20 protein-coding genes are annotated in these 18,402 nt (G+C 45.0%); 11 read left to right on the top strand and 9 right to left on the bottom strand.

Going from position 1 to position 18,402, the window contains the following annotated elements; all coding sequences use genetic code 11:
- The first annotated feature begins 76 nt into the window (after nucleotides 1-76).
- Nucleotides 77-775 carry an RNA polymerase sporulation sigma factor SigK gene (gene sigK / locus MHB85_RS22710; RefSeq protein WP_017687130.1) on the top strand — a complete coding sequence of 233 codons (699 nt, stop codon included), beginning with the start codon at nucleotides 77-79 and terminating at the stop codon, nucleotides 773-775.
- Between the two features lie 681 nt (nucleotides 776-1,456).
- The gene (locus MHB85_RS22705) at nucleotides 1,457-2,818 is read left to right on the top strand and encodes an amino acid permease (RefSeq protein ID WP_192133571.1); all 1,362 of its coding nucleotides are present in this window, start codon (nucleotides 1,457-1,459) and stop codon (nucleotides 2,816-2,818) included.
- Nucleotides 2,819-2,874: 56 nt separating this feature from the next.
- On the opposite strand, the gene MHB85_RS22700 is transcribed toward MHB85_RS22705, so the two are convergent.
- Nucleotides 2,875-4,059 (bottom strand): serine hydrolase domain-containing protein, encoded by a 1,185-nt coding sequence (locus MHB85_RS22700; protein ID WP_192133573.1) that lies wholly within the window; start codon nucleotides 4,057-4,059, stop codon nucleotides 2,875-2,877.
- 169 nt (nucleotides 4,060-4,228) lie between these two features.
- Between MHB85_RS22700 and MHB85_RS22695 the strand changes: the two genes are divergently transcribed.
- A complete protein-coding gene (locus MHB85_RS22695; RefSeq protein ID WP_210108969.1) occupies nucleotides 4,229-4,681 on the top strand; it encodes an Lrp/AsnC family transcriptional regulator in 453 nt (150 codons plus the stop codon).
- A gap of 112 nt (nucleotides 4,682-4,793) precedes the next feature.
- Here MHB85_RS22695 and MHB85_RS22690 read toward each other — a convergent pair whose 3' ends face one another.
- The 5 genes from MHB85_RS22690 to MHB85_RS22670 all read right to left on the bottom strand — a co-directional run bounded on the left by MHB85_RS22690 (nucleotide 4,794) and on the right by MHB85_RS22670 (nucleotide 8,649).
- Nucleotides 4,794-5,999, bottom strand: a complete 1,206-nt coding sequence (locus MHB85_RS22690; RefSeq protein WP_341073720.1) for an MFS transporter — start codon at nucleotides 5,997-5,999, stop codon at nucleotides 4,794-4,796.
- A 125-nt stretch (nucleotides 6,000-6,124) separates the two neighbouring features.
- On the bottom strand, nucleotides 6,125-6,988 hold the full coding sequence (locus MHB85_RS22685) for an alpha/beta fold hydrolase (RefSeq protein WP_341073719.1): 864 nt from the start codon (nucleotides 6,986-6,988) through the stop codon (nucleotides 6,125-6,127).
- 56 nt (nucleotides 6,989-7,044) lie between these two features.
- Nucleotides 7,045-7,467, bottom strand: a complete 423-nt coding sequence (locus MHB85_RS22680; RefSeq protein WP_091014373.1) for a MarR family transcriptional regulator — start codon at nucleotides 7,465-7,467, stop codon at nucleotides 7,045-7,047.
- Nucleotides 7,468-7,583: 116 nt separating this feature from the next.
- The gene (locus tag MHB85_RS22675; protein ID WP_341073718.1) at nucleotides 7,584-8,285 is read right to left on the bottom strand and encodes an ABC transporter substrate-binding protein; all 702 of its coding nucleotides are present in this window, start codon (nucleotides 8,283-8,285) and stop codon (nucleotides 7,584-7,586) included.
- The gene (locus tag MHB85_RS22670) at nucleotides 8,239-8,649 is read right to left on the bottom strand and encodes a hypothetical protein (RefSeq protein ID WP_341073717.1); all 411 of its coding nucleotides are present in this window, start codon (nucleotides 8,647-8,649) and stop codon (nucleotides 8,239-8,241) included. Before MHB85_RS22670 ends, MHB85_RS22675 begins: the two co-directional genes overlap by 47 nt.
- 166 nt (nucleotides 8,650-8,815) lie before the next feature.
- On the opposite strand from MHB85_RS22670, the gene MHB85_RS22665 reads away from it, so the two are divergent.
- Nucleotides 8,816-9,892 (top strand): FecCD family ABC transporter permease, encoded by a 1,077-nt coding sequence (locus MHB85_RS22665; protein WP_218780896.1) that lies wholly within the window; start codon nucleotides 8,816-8,818, stop codon nucleotides 9,890-9,892.
- 2 nt (nucleotides 9,893-9,894) lie between these two features.
- The gene (locus MHB85_RS22660) at nucleotides 9,895-10,662 is read left to right on the top strand and encodes an ABC transporter ATP-binding protein (RefSeq protein ID WP_105599795.1); all 768 of its coding nucleotides are present in this window, start codon (nucleotides 9,895-9,897) and stop codon (nucleotides 10,660-10,662) included.
- Between the two features lie 143 nt (nucleotides 10,663-10,805).
- Here MHB85_RS22660 and MHB85_RS22655 read toward each other — a convergent pair whose 3' ends face one another.
- Nucleotides 10,806-11,438, bottom strand: a complete 633-nt coding sequence (locus MHB85_RS22655; RefSeq protein ID WP_179198423.1) for a DUF421 domain-containing protein — start codon at nucleotides 11,436-11,438, stop codon at nucleotides 10,806-10,808.
- A 154-nt stretch (nucleotides 11,439-11,592) separates the two neighbouring features.
- On the opposite strand from MHB85_RS22655, the gene rnhA reads away from it, so the two are divergent.
- From rnhA to MHB85_RS22630, 5 genes are all read left to right on the top strand, one after another.
- Nucleotides 11,593-12,246, top strand: a complete 654-nt coding sequence (rnhA, locus tag MHB85_RS22650) for a ribonuclease H (protein ID WP_105599793.1) — start codon at nucleotides 11,593-11,595, stop codon at nucleotides 12,244-12,246.
- Between the two features lie 210 nt (nucleotides 12,247-12,456).
- Entirely contained in the window at nucleotides 12,457-13,326 is an 870-nt protein-coding gene (locus MHB85_RS22645; RefSeq protein ID WP_105599791.1) for an alpha/beta fold hydrolase, read from the top strand.
- Between the two features lie 299 nt (nucleotides 13,327-13,625).
- Nucleotides 13,626-14,615, top strand: a complete 990-nt coding sequence (locus tag MHB85_RS22640; protein ID WP_091013782.1) for a serine/threonine protein kinase — start codon at nucleotides 13,626-13,628, stop codon at nucleotides 14,613-14,615.
- A gap of 223 nt (nucleotides 14,616-14,838) precedes the next feature.
- Entirely contained in the window at nucleotides 14,839-15,294 is a 456-nt protein-coding gene (gene imm48 / locus MHB85_RS22635; RefSeq protein ID WP_341073716.1) for an Imm48 family immunity protein, read from the top strand.
- Nucleotides 15,295-15,325: 31 nt separating this feature from the next.
- Nucleotides 15,326-15,865 (top strand): RNA 2'-phosphotransferase, encoded by a 540-nt coding sequence (locus MHB85_RS22630; protein WP_091014382.1) that lies wholly within the window; start codon nucleotides 15,326-15,328, stop codon nucleotides 15,863-15,865.
- Between the two features lie 180 nt (nucleotides 15,866-16,045).
- Here MHB85_RS22630 and MHB85_RS22625 read toward each other — a convergent pair whose 3' ends face one another.
- Together MHB85_RS22625 and MHB85_RS22620 are read right to left on the bottom strand one after the other, a co-directional pair.
- Nucleotides 16,046-16,903 carry an SDR family oxidoreductase gene (locus tag MHB85_RS22625; RefSeq protein WP_341073715.1) on the bottom strand — a complete coding sequence of 286 codons (858 nt, stop codon included), beginning with the start codon at nucleotides 16,901-16,903 and terminating at the stop codon, nucleotides 16,046-16,048.
- A gap of 110 nt (nucleotides 16,904-17,013) precedes the next feature.
- On the bottom strand, nucleotides 17,014-17,439 hold the full coding sequence (locus MHB85_RS22620) for an Rrf2 family transcriptional regulator (protein ID WP_091013862.1): 426 nt from the start codon (nucleotides 17,437-17,439) through the stop codon (nucleotides 17,014-17,016).
- A 423-nt stretch (nucleotides 17,440-17,862) separates the two neighbouring features.
- Here MHB85_RS22620 and MHB85_RS22615 point away from each other — a divergent pair, with 423 nt between their 5' ends.
- Nucleotides 17,863-18,339, top strand: coding sequence for a DUF6790 family protein (locus tag MHB85_RS22615; RefSeq protein ID WP_026080959.1), 477 nt, complete (start codon nucleotides 17,863-17,865; stop codon nucleotides 18,337-18,339).
- Nucleotides 18,340-18,402: the final 63 nt, after the last annotated feature.

Here is an 18,402-nt window from a genome sequence, read left to right as displayed (position 1 = left end):
CCTACATACAATAGATCGACCCTGTTCCCACATGTGCTCAGGCCAGATCGTTGTAAAACTGCAGGAGGTGTCATCTGTGCCCGGATTGTTTACCGCAATTGCTCTATTCATTAAAGAGTTAACGTTACTCGTCTCGTATGTCAAAAATAATGCGTTCCCCCAGCCACTGGCTGAGGGTGATGAAGCCAAACATTTACGCCTAATGGCTGAAGGCAATGCCCACTCTCGCAATTTGCTCATTGAACACAATCTGCGCCTCGTCGCGCATATCGTCAAGAAGTTCGACAATACGGGTGAAGATCAGGAAGACCTGATTTCCATCGGAACCATTGGTTTGATCAAAGCCATCGAAAGTTTTCAACAAGGCAAAGGTACGAAGCTTGCCACATTTGCGGCGAGATGTATTGAAAACGAGATACTTATGCATCTGCGTTCCCTGAAGAAAACACGCAAAGATGTATCCCTGCACGACCCCATTGGTACGGACAAAGAAGGCAATGAAATTACATTAATCGATATCCTTGGCACAGAAGCTGATGATGTTGTAGATCGGGTACAGCTCAAGATTGAAAAAAGCAAAATTTATCGCAATCTCGACATCCTGGATGATAGGGAGAAGGAAGTTGTAATCGGTCGATTTGGCCTGGAAGCGGGCGGGGAAGAACGAACTCAACGCGAAATTGCGAAGGAACTGGGCATCTCACGTTCTTATGTATCACGGATTGAGAAGCGGGCGTTAATGAAGCTGTATCATGAGTTTTATAAGCAAAAATAGTTGCTGAACAGACCAGAGGGCGCCTTTATCGGGAGCCCTTTTTACTGTGAAGATACTTAAATTGGATATAAATAGTATTAATTATTTGGAGCATAACCTAAATAAAGGAATTTTCATTCCTGTTGAAGAATATCTTATACACATACCAATTTAATATATAAGGAGTAAATCATAATGAAGCAGCTTTTTCAGAAGATTCCACTGTGGTATTTGTTAATCTGTATCATGGGGATGATTATGATCGTTTATAACATGTTCCAATCGTATTCAAGTGTTCTTAACTATATTGCGTTAATCATGATTAGTGTTGCTAATGCTATTCGAATTTGGAAAACCGAACGTTCGTTAGCGATTACCTTTTTAGTCGTTGCCGCTATATGCTTGGCTTATATTTTAAAATACTTCTATAGATATGTATTATCAGCATAACGTGGCATGAGAATAACAAAAGAATGTACATATAGGCTGATGATAGTATGGATCGGATGCAACTTAAGATTATAAAAGCCAAGGGTATGAAATAGGAGCATATGAAGTGGTCATCTCTTACAAAGGTGGCCTCTTTGCTGTGCAAAAAAAAATATATAAAGAGGGATATGTATTCTGGGCAGATTATTATATGATGATTAATATTATTTTTCATCGTAGAGAGCATGTGCAGAAAGAGAGTGGTGGTTGATCATGCAGCAAGAAACGTTAACAAGGGGATTAAAGAACAGGCACGTGCAGTTGATGGCGATCGGAGGTGCGATCGGTACAGGTCTGTTTCTCGGAGCAGGCAAAACGATCCAGCTAACAGGGCCATCCATCTTGCTGGCCTACATTATTACGGGTGTTGTGTTGTTCCTGATCATGCGTGCATTGGGGGAGCTGCTGTTAAGCAACTTGCAGTATCATTCCTTTGTCGATTTTGTGCGTGATTACCTGGGAAATATGGCGGCATTTATTACAGGCTGGACCTACTGGTTCTGCTGGATCTCCATTGCCATGGCTGATATTACGGCAGTTGGATTGTATACGCAGTTCTGGTTTCCAAATGTACCTCAGTGGATGCCAGGGCTAATTGCGTTAGTCCTTTTGCTAATCATGAACTTGGCAACGGTCAAGTTGTTTGGGGAGATGGAATTCTGGTTTGCCCTGATTAAAGTCGTGGCTATTCTGGCACTCATTATTGTTGGTTTATATATGATATTCAAAGGTTTTACCACGGATCAGGGTCCAGCAAGCTTCACCAATCTGTGGAGTCATGGGGGATGGTTCCCGAATGGACTGCATGGGTTCATCATATCTTTTCAGATGGTGGTGTTCGCCTTTGTAGGCATGGAACTGGTGGGACTCACAGCGGGGGAAACGGAGAACCCGGAGAAGGTTATTCCGAGAGCCATTAACCAGATTCCGATCCGGGTACTGCTCTTCTATGTTGGCGCACTGCTGATTATTATGAGTATTTACCCGTGGAACGCCATTGTGGCTACTGAAAGTCCGTTTGTACAAGTGTTTGCCGCTGTGGGTATTGCAGCCGCAGCCGGCATTGTAAATTTTGTGGTACTGACTTCCGCAGCGTCAGCGTGTAACAGTGCCATTTTCAGTACAAGCCGTATGGTGTTCTCCATGGCAAAGGATCACAACGCGCCTGAATCATTTGCAAGACTGAACAAGAGGAAAGTCCCTTCCAATGCGCTGTTTTTCTCCACGATTGTTATTCTGATCGCGATTGTGCTGAACTATATCATGCCAGAGGGCGTGTTTACGCTGATCACGAGCGTGTCAACCGTGTGTTTTATCTTTGTCTGGGGCATCATGGTGATCTGTCATCTCCGGTATCGTCGTACTCAGCCGGAACTGGCGAGTCGCAGCCGCTTCAAACTGCCACTTTATCCGTTCTCGAACTACTTGATCCTAGCGTTTTTGGCATTTGTACTGGTGGTACTGGCATTGGCCGAGGATACGCGTGTGGCACTGTTTGTCACGCCGGTGTGGTTTATTCTTGTTGCGGGGATTTACCTTTTTAAAAAGAAAAATTTGAGTAGTAACAGACAGTAGGTGTTACCATTGTCGCCAAATAAAGCCGCCCAATGATATTGGGCGGTTATTCGTATTTAAATTCTTGCAGCCCCTTTGCTTTCACGAATGCCTGCGTAGATGGCATCACAAATAGCGGTGGTATACTGGCCCGACATCCCTTCAAGTGCCGTGTTGGTGAATGCGGCAACACTAAGTTCTTCTTTTGGATCAACAAACCAGGAATGGCCGTAAGTTCCACCCATTCGCCACGTACCCGCTGATTCCGGTGTACCAGCTGCCGCAGGATCTTTAAGTACGGTAAAACCAAGGCCAAACCCTCTGCCTGGCCAGTATGGCATCACGAGATCACCGATTTGATTGGTAGACATCTCAGCCGCAACGGCTTCTGTAAGGATAGGCTGTCCCCCTTGTCGCAATGCTTCAAGTAAAGTAAGAAAATCTCCGGTACTTCCAACCATACCGGCTCCGCCTGATGGATAAGCCGAAGGTTGATTCGCACGATTGGGGGCAAGCCGGAAACCGGCAGTCCCTTCAATAAAAGGAACCTGCTCCAATTGATTATGGAGAAGACGCGGTTCTTCAGATCCATCAGCATATGCAGCGGTCAATCGATCCGAATCGACTGCAACAAAGTCAGTGTCTGTCATGTGAAGTGGACGAGTAACCAGCAGTTGAACAGCTTCTCTTAACGACATTCCGGTTACCTTTTCAATAACGGCTCCGAGTACATCTGTCGCGATGGAATACCTCCACATGTCTCCTGGCTCATATATAAGAGGAACAGAAGCAAGCCTTTGGAGATTCTCCTCCAGACTTAATTCAGATAAATCCATTCCATCCGAGATACCTGCACGTTCATAGGTTCCTTGCTCTTCTTGGAAAAACCGATAGGTCAAGCCAGCGGTGTGTGTCATCAATTGCTGAATTGTTATTTGGGTGTCCTGACCATTGGCAAGCTTGGGCCGGAATGCAGGTAGCCAGCGAGTCACCGGATCATGCAGATTCAGCTTTCCTTGTGAGACCAAAGCCAGAGCTGCTGTGGACACAATGGGTTTAGTTACGGAAGCCAGTCGAAACAGAGCGTTTTCTGCCATGGTACGTTTTTGCTCCCTGTCTGCGAAACCAGCTGCCCGGCTGTATATCAGTTCCCCTCCTAATGCAACCTGTACAACCGTTCCTACGATTCTTTTTTCGCTTATCGCGCGGTCCATGGCTTCATCCACATAAGTATGCAATGTTGTCTTATTTTCTTTTTCCATTCCAATCTTCCTCTCTTCAGGTGATATGCTTGATTAATGATTGTGACTGTGTATATTATATAAATGATTTATCTTGTATCACATAAGGTGTTAAAGGTATTATGGTTAATTAGCGAATATATTTAAGGTAATATTTAATCATATCTTATAGTTCAAAGGGGTGCATTACATGGACGAAATAGATCAGCATATTCTGTTTCACTTGGAGAATCAGGCGAGATTATCCATGACCGAGTTAGGAAAATTAGTCGGATTATCTCAACCAGCTGTTACTGAGCGAGTCAAACGAATGGAAGAAAAGGGGGTTATCGAGGAATATCGAACCGTAATCTCACCATCCAAATTGGGCAAGCAGAGCACAGCATATGTTCTCTTTCGTACACGGGATTGTTATCCCTTCCTGGATTTCTGCCGTGCGTCACCTGAAGTCGTGGAATGTTATCGGATTAGCGGGGAGTATAACTACTTGCTGAAAATCCTCACAGACACGATCCAGGGACTTGAAGAGTTCCAGAACAAGTGTGACCCCTACGGGACTTACATGACCTTGATTACGATGTCTTCTCCGATTGCACATAAAAATCTGATGCAAGGACCGAATTTGCTGGCACAGGCAGAATAAGACCGCAGTCTATATAACTTTAAAATGAAATGCAAAAGAGGAGTTCACATCAAGTGAACTCCTCTTTTGTCCTTTGTGTCACTCATGGTGTCTGATGCAAAATGCCTTCCTGTTAATTTGCTTTGGGGAATCCATATTTATAAGCACGCATAACTACAAGCAACGCAGGAATGAGCAAGATAAACAGCGCCCCAGAAAGGTATCCTGCTCCAAACACTTCAAGAAGGATGCCCCCGATGATGCCTCCTCCGCCAATCGCCAGATTCCATGCTGTAACCAGCATCGATTGGGCGACATCTGTGCTTTTGCCTCCGGCTTGAGCGATGGCAGTCTGTAACAGTGTCGCGGCCCCGCCAAACGTAATTCCCCAGATCATGATGCCAAAGATAATCATCACAGGTTGATGAGTACCGATTCCCATCACGACAGACGCGAGAGCGAATGCTGCCAGACTGATGATTACTAATCTCCTCAAAAATCGGTCAATGAGCATTCCGGTTAACCAAATTCCCACAATGGAAGTGATACCGAAAATGAGCAAAATCAAGTCTACTCTGTTAGCAAATACGGTCTGGGCAAGGTAGGGAGAAATATAGGTGTAAAGGATATTATGGGCAAGCATCCAGGCCAGAACAACAAACAGAATGGGCCTAACTCCGGGAATTAAAAACACCTTATGCAGTGGAAGACGTTCCCCAGCCGGTTCTCCTGCAAAATCCGGCATTTTCCAGAGAACCCATACGATTAAAGCTGCGGTCAGAAGAGATACAATCCCGAAGATGAGGCGCCAGCCGATATAAGAACTGAGAAAACTGCCAATTGGGACACCCAGGGCTAACGCCACCGGTGTGCCGACCATAGCCACGGCCATGGCCTTGCCTTTTAACGAATCCGGGACCATCCGACGAGCATAACCTGCTGTCATTCCCCATAACACACCGGCAGAGACACCGGCCATGAAACGAGCAGCAAGTGTCAGGATATAATCTGAGGATATTGCGGTAACGGTGTTAAAGACAAGAAAGCCACCGATGCATACCAGCAGAAGAGGTCGGCGTCTCCATCCACGTGTAGCAGCAGTCAAGGGAATGGCAGCAACAAGTGATCCAATGGCATAAAGAGTCACCAACTGTCCAGTGAGGGATTCGGTGACCCCCAAGTCTTTTGCAATTTGCGGCAGCAGTCCCGCAGGCAGGCTTTCAGTGAGGATGCAAATGAAGCCAGCCATGGCTAAAGCAAGTAGTCCCGCCCACGGAAGGCGTTCTGAAGATATGGAAGGCAGCTCCCTTTGCTTGGGGAGGGATGTGTTAATGGCCATGAACTAAAACCTCTTTTCTTATTGTTTAATCCTATCCAGAACTATGCATATAAGCTTATCTAAAAAAAACAAACTTTTGCATACAGGATTAAAGGTAAGAAGGAGGTCTTAACATGGTATTTATTTTATTTTGTGAGTTTTTCCGTTAATTCAAAAGGGTGCTGTCTGTTCAACCATTCAAGAATGAGTTTGACAGGTTCCAAGTACCGTTGGCCTACCAGTAAACCCGTATGGGTTGTATCCCAAAGTCCGGCATATGCAGCGCCCAGTTGCTTGGCAGTTAATTGGCCTCTCTGATCTTCGTCTTCACAGGAAACAGCTTTGATCACCAAGCTGGGACAATGGATCAGATCGCCATTAATAGATACGCCATCGGCTCCTCGCAGGACTGAAAAGGTAGCAAATGCCTTCGCAGACTCCGTTTGCAGATACTTACGCTGAAAAGCAATGTCTTCCGGCGTCTCATCGATGCTTGCAAGTTCCTGCCGAACAGGTGCAGGCATGATGATGTCCGATACGGTTTCACGATCTTTTTCAGGATAAGGCACGGCGTCGTGGACCTCTTTGCTTATACTGGCATCAATGACAACCAGGCCTGCGAGAGTAACGGTTTCGGCAATCTTTTGACTGAGAATCCCACCCATGCTGAAGCCAATAAGAACGGGAGGTTCGTTGATCCCGGCTAACACTTCACGAATATCTTCCAAATAATCGTCAAACGTAATCTTTGTCATGTCCATGACCCGACTCATGTAATGACTTCTCAAGTTCATGACATAACAGGTCCAACCCTGCTGGACAAAGTGGGGGATGTATTTGCTCCACATCCAGCTGCCTGTATAGGCACCGTGAAGGAATAGCAGTGGGGGCTTCTTGGTCACTGTTTCGGCATCATGAGGCAGGGTTCCTTCGAAAATCTCCAAGTGCAAATCATGTTCTCCGATCTTCTTGACCTCATGAATCGGTAATAATTTTGTGTAATCTGTCATACTAAAAACCTCCTCCAAGATATTGGTTTGATATCAAACTATTTCTCCAAAAAAAATTAGAAGTTACCATGAATTTTCATTAAAATTCGAAGCAGTTCCTTTTTCTCCGCTTCCGTAACGTCCGCATAGAACGCGTCCAGCATGCGCTGCGATATCTCTTCAAAGACCGGCTTTAATTCTTCGCCTTTTGCAGTCAAAGCGACATGAACAACGCGTGAATCTGCTGCATCACGCTCTTTGACGACGTATCCTGTCCGCACCAATTTGTCCACAAGTGCAGTCACCGTGGATTTATCCTTGCCAATTTTTTTGGCGATTTCAGCCATGGTCATCCTGTGATTGTTATACAGGGCATAGATAATATCTCCATGGGACGTGGCGAGATCCTGAATTCCTTGCTCAGCCATCTCGGCCAGGATGAAGCGGTTGACCTTCTCTTTAATTTTGGATATGAGTGAAATAGCGTCTCTTGTTTTCATAAGTGTAATATAGTTTGTTATCAAACTAATGTCAAGCTTTGATCCATAATCTATTACATGCGCAGTATAGTAAAAGAGCAGTAAGAATTTCTTCTCCTGCTCCTTTGCTCCAGTTATTACTTGATTGGATTAGCTTTCATTTCCTGTCCCATTTTCTCAATACCATCCAGAATTTGATATCCATAACCCCAGAACTGGCTGAAATCTGTGACATAGATCTGTTTGTTCTTGATTGCGTTCATACTTTGCAGGGCGGGATTGGCATACAGATTTTGAATCAGCTTGTCGATATCCGGTGAACCGGCGTACGCAGACAAGAGCAGATAGTCCGGGTTCGCTGTGATCAGTTGTTCAACACTTACCTCACCTTGCACACCATCAAACGTATTTTTCAGCTTCAACAGTCCCAGTGCATCAAGCTGATACGTATCGTTCTGCATGCTGCTTACCGTAATAGTGTCTTCCGTAGCAGGTACGATGTAGGCAAAAGAATGCTCAGGCTGATCGGCTACACTTGCCTTAATGGCTACAACACGAGTCTTCAGACTTTCTGTGAATGTTGCAGCATTTTCTTGAACGTCGAAGATCTGACCAAGTTGTGCGATATCGCTATACAGGCTATCGAGTGTGCCTTTGTGATTCGTCGTTTGCAGGAATGTGCGGATATTCATGTCATTCAATCCATCGACGGTACCCACACCCCAGTCTGCATCAGCGAACAGGTCACCCCGTCCGAGTACCAGATCCGGGCTTGCACCTACAACCAGCTCTTTACCTATCGTAATCCTTGGACAATACCGGAATTTTGGCGAAATCATCAGCCACATCAGGTGTAACGGAACCGTATAGAGCAGCAACACCGACCATTTTATCGGTCAGACCCAACTTGATGAGCATCTCTGCCGCAGATTGGGTATTCGCAACCACACGTTCAGGCGCTTTATCGAATACTTGCACTTTCGGTTTCCATTCGCCGCCCTCACCCGAGATTGTGAAATTCTCAATGGTGAGTGGGTACGTCGTTTTATTTATATTCTCAGCAAGAGTTGAGTTTTCTGTCGTGTTAGTTGTTGAAGTTGTTCCTTCGGCAGGGGAAGAAGTTGAAGCATTCGAACAGGCTGCAAGCAGCAGTAACAGGAGACTTAGAGCAGCGAAGCTAATGGTTCTGGTTGTAAATTTCATGAAATGGTGAACCCCTTTTCGATGTGTTTTAAATTGACAAAGATAATCATTCTCAATTATAATCCGAGAAAATGCTTTGTAAATAGCTAAATTGAATATGTTCTACATTTTACATGAATTGATGGGGGAAGAGATGGCACAGACGGTTCAGGTTCAGACGCAGCGTATGGGGAAAAGAGAGTCTCTGATTCATAGTAAATCCGGTTTTGCTTTACTGATTGCAGCTTTAATCATGATTACGCTTATTTCTGTAGGAATCGCGGTTTCCATTGGACAGGTTCGTATTCCGCTGGCGGAATCATATCGTATTCTTTTGTACAAATTAACGGGATTCCAGTGGGGAACAACACCCATTGAGGCAGGTTCCTTTACCGATATCATCTGGCAGATTCGTTTCCCGCGTGTGCTGATGGCGATGTTTATCGGTGCAGGCTTGGCCTTGTGCGGTGCTGTTATGCAGGCTGCTGTGCAGAATCCACTGGCTGATCCATACATACTGGGTATATCCTCAGGTGCTTCACTTGGAGCAACCTTTGCGATTCTCATTGGATTCGGTGCAATTGGGTGGCTTGGTCAGACCGGGGTTGCTTTCTGGGCCTTTGCCGGAGCGATGGGTGCATCCTTACTGGTCCTGACTTTGGCAGGGATTCGGGGGAAAATGACATCGGTCAAGCTGGTGCTTGCCGGAATGGTGATTAACGCGCTGTGCAGCGCATTTTCGAACTTTATTATTTATTTTGCCAACAATGCTGAAGGCATCAAAACGGTGACATTCTGGACCATGGGCAGTCTGGCGTCTTCTGGATGGAACAAGCTTCCACTCGTAGGTATCGTCGTGCTGGTGGCGATTCTATTCTTCCTTTTACAGTCCAGAGTTCTCAATACGATGTTATTGGGGGATGAAGCAGCTGTCACACTGGGCATTAATCTGAGTGTGTACCGCAGGGTGTACATGCTGTTAACCGCTTTGGTGACAGGTGTCATGGTGGCGAGCTGTGGCATGATTGGTTTTGTGGGACTCATTATTCCGCATATCGTCAGAGGTCTGGTGGGTTCCGACCATCGTAAAGTGATGCCTGTATCCGTGCTGTTTGGAGCCATTTTCCTGATTTGGACGGATGTGATCGCAAGATCCCTGATATCCAGCGTGGAGTTGCCAATCGGTATTATTACAGCCATGATTGGTGCACCCATGTTTATGTATATGCTGGTCAAAAAAGGCTACGGTTTTGGAGGAAATTAAACATGAAGCTGAACGTAGAAAATGTATCCATCTCTGTGCTGAACACGGACATCATCAAGGACATATCTTTACAGGTGGACGGCAAACAGTTCGTTGGACTGATCGGACCGAATGGTTGTGGGAAGTCAACGCTACTCAAGAGCATCTATAAAGTGATCAAACCTCAGCAAGGCAAGGTTTTTCTGGACCATACCGATATTCTCAAATCCAGCCCAAAGGTTGTATCCAGACATATGGGCGTTGTTGGCCAGTTTAATGAATTGAGTTTTGATTTTACGGTGCGCGAGATGGTCATGATGGGGCGTACCCCGCACAAAAAAATGCTGGAGACGGATAATGAACGGGACCACGAAATTGTGGAACAGGCTTTGGAAAAAGTACATCTGACTGGACATGCAGACCGCAATTACGTGTCTCTGTCGGGTGGAGAGAAACAGCGTGTCGTATTGGCGCGTGTCCTGGCACAGCAACCTCAATTCCTGATCCTGGACGAGCCGACGAACCATCTGGACATCAAATACCAACTTCAAATTCTGAATATTGTCCGTGGACTCGGCATTGGCATATTGGCAGCGTTGCATGATCTTGAACTCGCCGCAGAATATTGCGATTATCTCTATGTGGTGAAAAAGGGCCAGATTGTGGTCCATGGCAAACCCGCTGATATTCTGACTCGCGAGATGATTGGTGAGGTGTTCGATGTAGACTGTGAAATCTATAAGAATCCGGTTACGGGTGGCCTGGGTATTGCTTACCTGAGTACACGGTGATTGGGACTATATCTTCGTTTGGATGACGTGGAGCAATCTTTCGAAATAATCAATTGAAGTGAACATAGACCGTACCTGATGGAGCAATGTTGTTAAGTGCTCACAGGGCCGGTCTTTTGTTTTGAGGTGGGGGTCGGGATCAACTATTGAAGCTTAGGATCAACGGGATGAGCATGAGCACCTTTGCTAACTTCTTGGAAAATATCTGTGGAGTTATCGCTATGCGTTGAAGGCTTGCTGCTGTTGTCTTGTTGGGGGTGTTCTCCCGTTGCTGGATTACTACCTGTAATCGCATAACTTCGTAGGATCTCTTCCAGATCTCCAATCGTCACGGGACGAGCATGTCGTTTCAGGACATAACCAAGTTGACCATTGGGTTCCACGGTTGCCGTCTCCAGATCATCTACACTTGTAATTCCGTTCTGCCGCATATGCATCTCAAGCTGATCCATCGTATAACGCATACGTTTCAGATTGGGTATAATGACCTTCCCGTCCTCTACCACAATTTTGGAACTGCCACTCATTAACCGTTCAAAAATATTAAATTTCAATTGCAGTTGTTCCACCACAAGTAACGTCAAAATGAATACCGATGCTGATCCAATCGCTTTGCCAAGCTCATGATTCGCGATGGGCTGTACAATCGTTGTTCCGATGGAGATCATGATGACCGTTGTGGCAACACTCATCTGTGAGATCGACTTACGTCCTGCAATTCGCAGGAGAATCATGCCGATAAGTACAAGTAAAACAGATTTCCATATCCAGTCCATACGTATATTCCTTTCTATTCCAGTATTCGCTTTGCTTCTTAGGCTGTTCTGGAGTTGGAGGAATTATGCAGATGGCTAAATCGATAGCTTTCATTCCGCCCACCGGATCGTATACAATAGGGTATTGATGAAGTGAACAAAGGAGCGGGTCACAGTGGCAAAACAGAAATACTATGTTGTCTGGGAAGGCAAGAAGCCTGGTGTGTATAACACATGGGCAGATTGCAAAGCGCAGACGGATCATTATACTGGAGCAAAATATAAATCCTATGAGTCCAAAGCAGCCGCAGAAGAAGCGTATCGTGCTGGATGGAAAGGGAACTGGGGTTCAAGTGCAGGCGGAGCGTCGAAGACAAAGTCGGCTGGTAGCGGAAGAAGTGCTGGCATGGAAACGTCAGAGGAAGTGGATTACGACAGCATCTCTGTTGATGTGGGCACACGTGGTAACCCCGGACCTGTAGAATACAAAGGGGTAGACACCCGCACCGGTGAGATTATTTTCTCCGTTGGACCGATCTCCAAAGGCACGAACAATCTGGGCGAATTTTTGGCCATTGTACATGCCCTCGCACATCTGAAAAAAGAAGGCAGCAGCAAAACGGTGTATACGGACTCGGTCAATGCCATGAAATGGCTAAAGCAGAAAAAAGTAGCCACGACCTTGCCAAGAGACAACTCCACGGAAGAGATCTGGTTGATGATTGACCGTGCGGAGCAGTGGCTCCAGACGAATACGTACAGCAATAAAGTGCTCAAATGGCAGACCAAACAGTGGGGCGAAATCAAGGCAGATTACGGCCGGAAATAAGTATTTCTCTATAAGATGAGCCCTTTATTTCTGGTCTATTAGAATCGTTATTTACAATTTCCAGTTTCCGCTCTATAATCATCTGAATATGATTAGTTAAACATATGGAGGAGCCTGTCATCTGCGGGCCCTCTTTATCTTTTTGGTCCATTGATTAGCAAGTCCATTCAATAGAATGGGGTATTTGAGTATATATTGCAGGAGGCAGACATGAGTTCCATTTATAGAAGTGAAGAAGGCAAGAGCAGCATACTTGAAGAGTATGAGATTTATTTGAACGAGTTGGGTGAGAAATTTACTCGGGAGTATGTAGAGACGCGTTTTGGCAAGACGCATGTTTTACTGACAGGTCCTCTAGATGGCAAGCCGTTATTTATTCTCCAGGGCGGTAATTGTGTGAATCCGATGACATTATCATGGTTCTCTTCTTTATTTAAAGAATACCGGATTATTGCTCCTGATACGATTGGTCATCCTGGTTATAGTGAGGAAGCGAGTATCTCCACACGGTTTGATAGTTTGGCATTATGGGTATCCGATCTGTTAGATCACTATGATATTGAGAAAAGTGCATTTATCGGTCCATCGTTTGGAGGAGGCATTATCCTCAGACTGGCTACCTATATTCCGGAACGTATCTCGTGTGCCGTATTGGTTGCTCCTGCGGGTCTTGCGGTCAATTCCAAAATTAAAACAGCTCAGGATATCACGCTGCCGCTCGTCAAGTATCGGATGACGTCTTCACCATCTTCTTTGCAAAAAATTACGGACAACATGTCGTGCAACTGCATGAAAGAAATGGATAAAAACATTATCGGCAAACTTTTTAAATACGTCAGCATAGATCAGGATTTGCCCAAGCTAACGGAGCGAGAAGAACTGGTGAATTATACGTCACCAACCTTGTTATTGGTAGGGGAGAAGGATGTCTTTTTCCCTGCGGATAAGTGTATTGAACGGGCTCAAAAGATTATTCAAAATGTTCAAGCCATCAAGTATGATACAGGGCATTTTCCTTCACAGGACGTATTGGTTCAGATGAACGAGGAAATAGGACGTTTTTTACAGAATAATTATTAATAAAAGCTGCAAATGAAGGATTGAAAATGTTTTTCTCCAGTTTAATAAAGTAATTACATCCATCTGTCGATACTCTATATAGGAGAATGCTTTTCTTCTATAGAATAGTGTGGATAGGGATTAGCAGTAGATCGTAGAAGGCTTGAACTCATTAATATTTAAATATTTCGCGTTAAGGTGTTTCGAATTGCATCATTTGGTTTATATGTATAGTTGGCGATGAATTGCTGATTGGTTGAACCAAATGATGCATTTACGCGGAAAGTCTTCCGATCGACAAGGTTGAAAAGAGGTCTGTTATGAGAAAAGACAATTGCAAAATGGCATTGCAGCGCAATGTAATTATAAATGATACATATCAGGTAAGACAGGTATTAGCCAGCAGTGAGTTGGCTATTGTATATGCAGGGCGAGATCGTAACACGGGTGCCAAGGTAGCCATTAAGGAATTCTTCCCACAGAGACTGGCTGAACGTCAGGTAGACAAACGGAGAGTGTTCTGTTCTTCGCGAGGATATGGTGGACAATATCAGGAGTTACTGGCAGCATTTCTGCTCGAAGGTGAATTGTTATCGAAACTGGATCATCCTCATATTGTTTCGTATTTGGATCATTTTGAAGCGAATGATACGGGGTATCTCGTTATGGAATACTGCACGGGAATCACATTGACCGAGTATCTGAATGAACATAATCATGCTCTTGATGCTGCCTTCATAACGGAGACGCTGCTTCCACTGGTGGATACATTGGATTACATACATAAGCAAGGCATTCTTCACAGGGATGTGAAACCTTCCAACATTATGGTTATGGAAGATGGTACACCCAAACTTCTGGACTTTGGCTCAGCTACACGTTGGCCTATGCAATCCGGAGAGAAACAGGTGATATTTACATCGACAGGTTATTCTCCGCTGGAGTTCTATTCAGAGAAATCCAGTCAGGGACCGATGTCGGACATCTATAGTTTGGCTGCTCTGCTCCATTATTGGACATGCGGGCAACCCCCTATGGACGTGAAACAGCGGTTGTTCCAGGATGAATTGCCATCTGTTCGCTCACATAATGAGTATGTGAATCCTTGGCTCGCTCGTGTTATTCATTGGGGGTTGACGGTTCGTTCTGAGAAACGCTGTGCTTCCTTAGTTTGGGTCAGAAGCTCGCTGCGAGTTCAAGCCTGGGTATGGAAAGTGCGCAAGCCAGGTACAGTGGAATGGTCTTTAGCCGAGAATGAACATACACAGGTCTATGAAGTGGAGCCGAAAAAGCAACATGAGATGGCTTGAATTATAACACCTCTTTTGTAGAATGTATGTTAGATAAGCATATTCGTACAATAAATTAAACCAAGCCGACTTGTAAAAGAGGAGATTGGTTTTTTTATTTTTTATTATGTTATACGGAATTGTACCTCTTCCTAAGGATCTAAGGATAATTTGAAATAAATACCCCACCTCCGATACAATGTTCTCATAGAGTCTGAGAGAATGGATCAAATACGGTGCAGAAATGGAGAAAACCAATATGACTGAATTTATCAACGCTGACGATATTAATGACGTAATTCTGGGTGCGGCAGCAAACGAGCTGGAGCAGATGGTGGACAAAATGTGTGAGCTGATTGGTACGCCATTGGAACAGACGACAGAACTGGAGCGTCAGGTAATGGCTGCTTTTGGTTTTGGCGCGGTGTATGGCATCACTCATCGGGATCAGCTGGCGGAGCCGCAGGCCCATGCCTTGAGCATTCGGATGCTGATTAAACCGTTTAATTACAGTGAGCAGCAGGCGGTTGATTTTGCCGATGATCTGATTCGGGTGGCTTCTGATCGTGAGGTTCATCCGGTGATGAATACGATTATCCAACGTGGGATTGATGGACACCGCCAATTCAATCAGGAAGACGACGAAGGATTGGAACGTAACATTCAGGAGATTTTAACCGCAGTTCAATCGCAAAATTAGACGGTTTTATAAGATGTGGGAGATGATTGCATTGGATCTGATGAAATTAAGCAAGGAACTCTCATACGCTCTGCGACATGCACCATGGGAGTATGAGCTGGAACTGGACGAAGAGGGTTGGGTGGAAATCTCACAATTGCTGGTGGCTTTACATGAAAGTCCGCAGTGGAAGGAAGTCACGCAAGCCGATCTGGAGCAGATGATTCAAGCCTCGGAGAAAAAAAGACATGAAATCCGTTCTGGCCGCATCCGGGCATTGTATGGACATTCGACACCTCATAAGATATCGAAGATACCTGCTAAGCCACCGGAAACCCTGTACCATGGGACGCCGGCACGCGCAGTGCATTCTATTATGGAACATGGCTTACAGCCGCGGCAAAGGCAATATGTACATCTGTCCGCAGATATCGATACGGCCAATCAGGTGGGACGAAGACGGGATGATCTGCCTGTCATTTTGAAAATCAATGCTGCTCAAGCGGCCACAGATGGAATTCTCTTTTATCATGGAAACGAAAATATCTGGCTGGCCGATCACATTCCCGCACGTTATATTCTTGAGCAGTGACCAATGAGTGATGAACTGTTGTGGAAATCATAAGTATCTATCTCGAATTGCAGCAGTCGCAATCAACGGGTGAGTGTACAGTCATCCGTTCAACGGGGATATCTTTGTATGGATCGATAGCTACACCAAAAAGGGACACATCCAACATTGGTTGGTGTGTCCCTTTCTCATATCCAAAACTTACTTGCCTACAATTGCTTTAATACCTTCGCTAAGTGGCTGAGCCGGACGGCCAAGCAATTTCTCTAATGTATCACTCTCGACAGCCAATGCACCTTCACGAATAGCACTTTGCATATCAACAAGCATCGATACGACAAAGTCCGGTAGACCTGCGCCTTTCATGATGTCAGCGTAAGCGGCATCGTCCACGTTTTGCACGTTGATTTCCTGCCCAAGAACTTCACCAACAATGGCAGCCAGTTCAGCTTGCGTGCGTAGTTTGCCAGACAATTCATACACGGTATTCTCATGTCCTTCTCCTGCGAGTACAGCTGCTGCAGCATGGGCGTAGTCACTGCGGGTAGCCCAGCCTACTTGGCTGTTGTTGGTGGCATGAACCCAAGGTGCACCTTGGGTAGCTGCTTGCACACTGCCTGCTTCATTTTCCAGGTACCAGTTGTTGCGCAGGAAGGAATAAGGAATGCCGGATTCACGAACCGCTTTTTCTGTAGCGCGGTGAACTTCCGCCAGGGAAAGGGTGTTTTTCTCTGCATTCACAACGCTTGTATAAGCGATGAAACCAACGCCTGCGTTCTTGGCAGCGTCAATGGCAGCCTGATGTTGGCGAATACGCGTTTCATTGTCACCATCAGTCGAGATGAGCAACAGACGGTCTACACCGGCAAAAGCTTTCTCCAACGTCTCCGGTTGATCGAAATCACCGTGACGCACGTCAACGCCTTGAGTGCGGAGTGCTTCCGCTTTCTCCGGATTACGTACACTTACTGCCACATCTTTGGCAGAATCCGTTTTTAACAATGCCTCTACAACCAGTGAACCCAATTGACCTGTTGCGCCAGTGACCAAAATTTTCATCTTCTTTTCCTCCTAGGATATGTGTTTTGTTTGCATATGGTTGTAATCAAAAATGTTATAACAGGTGTGATTACAACGAAAGGGTTAAAAAAAGCTCATTATGAGCTTTTTTATTCAGAGACATGAATCTGATCCATCATCTGCTGTATGGTTACACGATTCAAGCGCTGTTCCATGGCTGTCTGAGCCTCAATGAGTTCGGCACGCAAGGTGTGTTCAATCATGTTGCCGACCGGACATTTCGGATTAGGATGTTTATGAAAGTTAAACAATTCCCCATCCTCCACGACCTCTAGCGCTCGATATACATCGAGAAGGGTAATGTCGGCCGGATCTTTCAACAAGGAAGCACCGCCCACACCGGGTCTGACGTCAATTAGACCAGCCTGTTTCAGCTTGGACATAATCCGCCGAATAATCACGGGATTGGTATTCACACTCTGCGCGATCATATCTCCGGTGCATTCATTGGGCATAACAGCGATCAGGGACAGGGTATGAACCGCAATGGAAAAGCGACTGCTGATTTGTCTCATGGGATAATCACCACCGTTGTAACTATAATAGTTACAAAGTGATTGGTTGTCAATTCTTTTATATTATATGTTAATTGATAGTTGCTGTTATCCTGTAATCGTATCTGACTAAACAGATGATAATTGAATTATCACCTATGTCAAATAAATGAGTTGTGGTTCTTTTGAAGCGTTAAAAAAGAAGCAGGTTTCAAACCTTTCAATGTAATAATAGGGCTAAATTCCTATTATTTTCAAGTTAAATGGAACTATATGGTTTTCTTGTTTGCGTACAGTGGAAGAAAAATGACAAAAGCTTCGACAAAATAGAAAATTATGTATTAATTGACAAATGTAAAAGCGATTATATAATGTGTGTATCTACAAGATTGTACATTTAGTTACAAATGATTCCAAATAACAAACGGCGGGAGTGGGACAGGCATGTGGTTTTTGGTTCTATGGTTGTTAGGTCTAATTTCAGGGGGAGTACACTTATATGTGTTAGGTTTTCCCGGGGAAATGAGCGAGATTAGCAGAGTATTGCTGCTTCATCAGTTTGTGGTTACGTTTGGATTGGTTGGAGTGATTGGTTATGTTGTCAACATTGCCAGAGCGGATCAGACAGCCAAAATGTTAGGATGGCCTGGTGGACCATTTCAGGTTAAATACGGTTTTTCCCAGGTAGGGCTTGGAGTTATGGGGATTATGGCCATATGGTTCCAGGGGAACTTTTGGGTTGGTGTATTGGTAACGATGTACATATACGGATTAAGTGGTCTTTGGTCACATACTTATGTCATGATTAAAAATCGCAAGGCAGATGGAGACAGTATCGGGAATCTCATTATGGATGTGGTGTATCAAACGTTTATCACGGTTCTCTCCGTATTGGCTGGTGGAATCTGGGTAATGCACTAAGCTGTAATTGATTTTTTGCCTTACACAGCTTGAATCTCAATTAAACGATGAGGTGTGGTCGTG

The sequence above is a fragment of the Paenibacillus sp. FSL K6-4396 genome (genome assembly GCF_038002525.1).
In the GTDB taxonomy this organism is placed as follows: domain Bacteria; phylum Bacillota; class Bacilli; order Paenibacillales; family Paenibacillaceae; genus Paenibacillus; species Paenibacillus amylolyticus_B.
The sequence above is the reverse complement of the archived record's forward strand: the minus strand, read 5'-3'. Positions and strand labels throughout refer to the sequence as shown.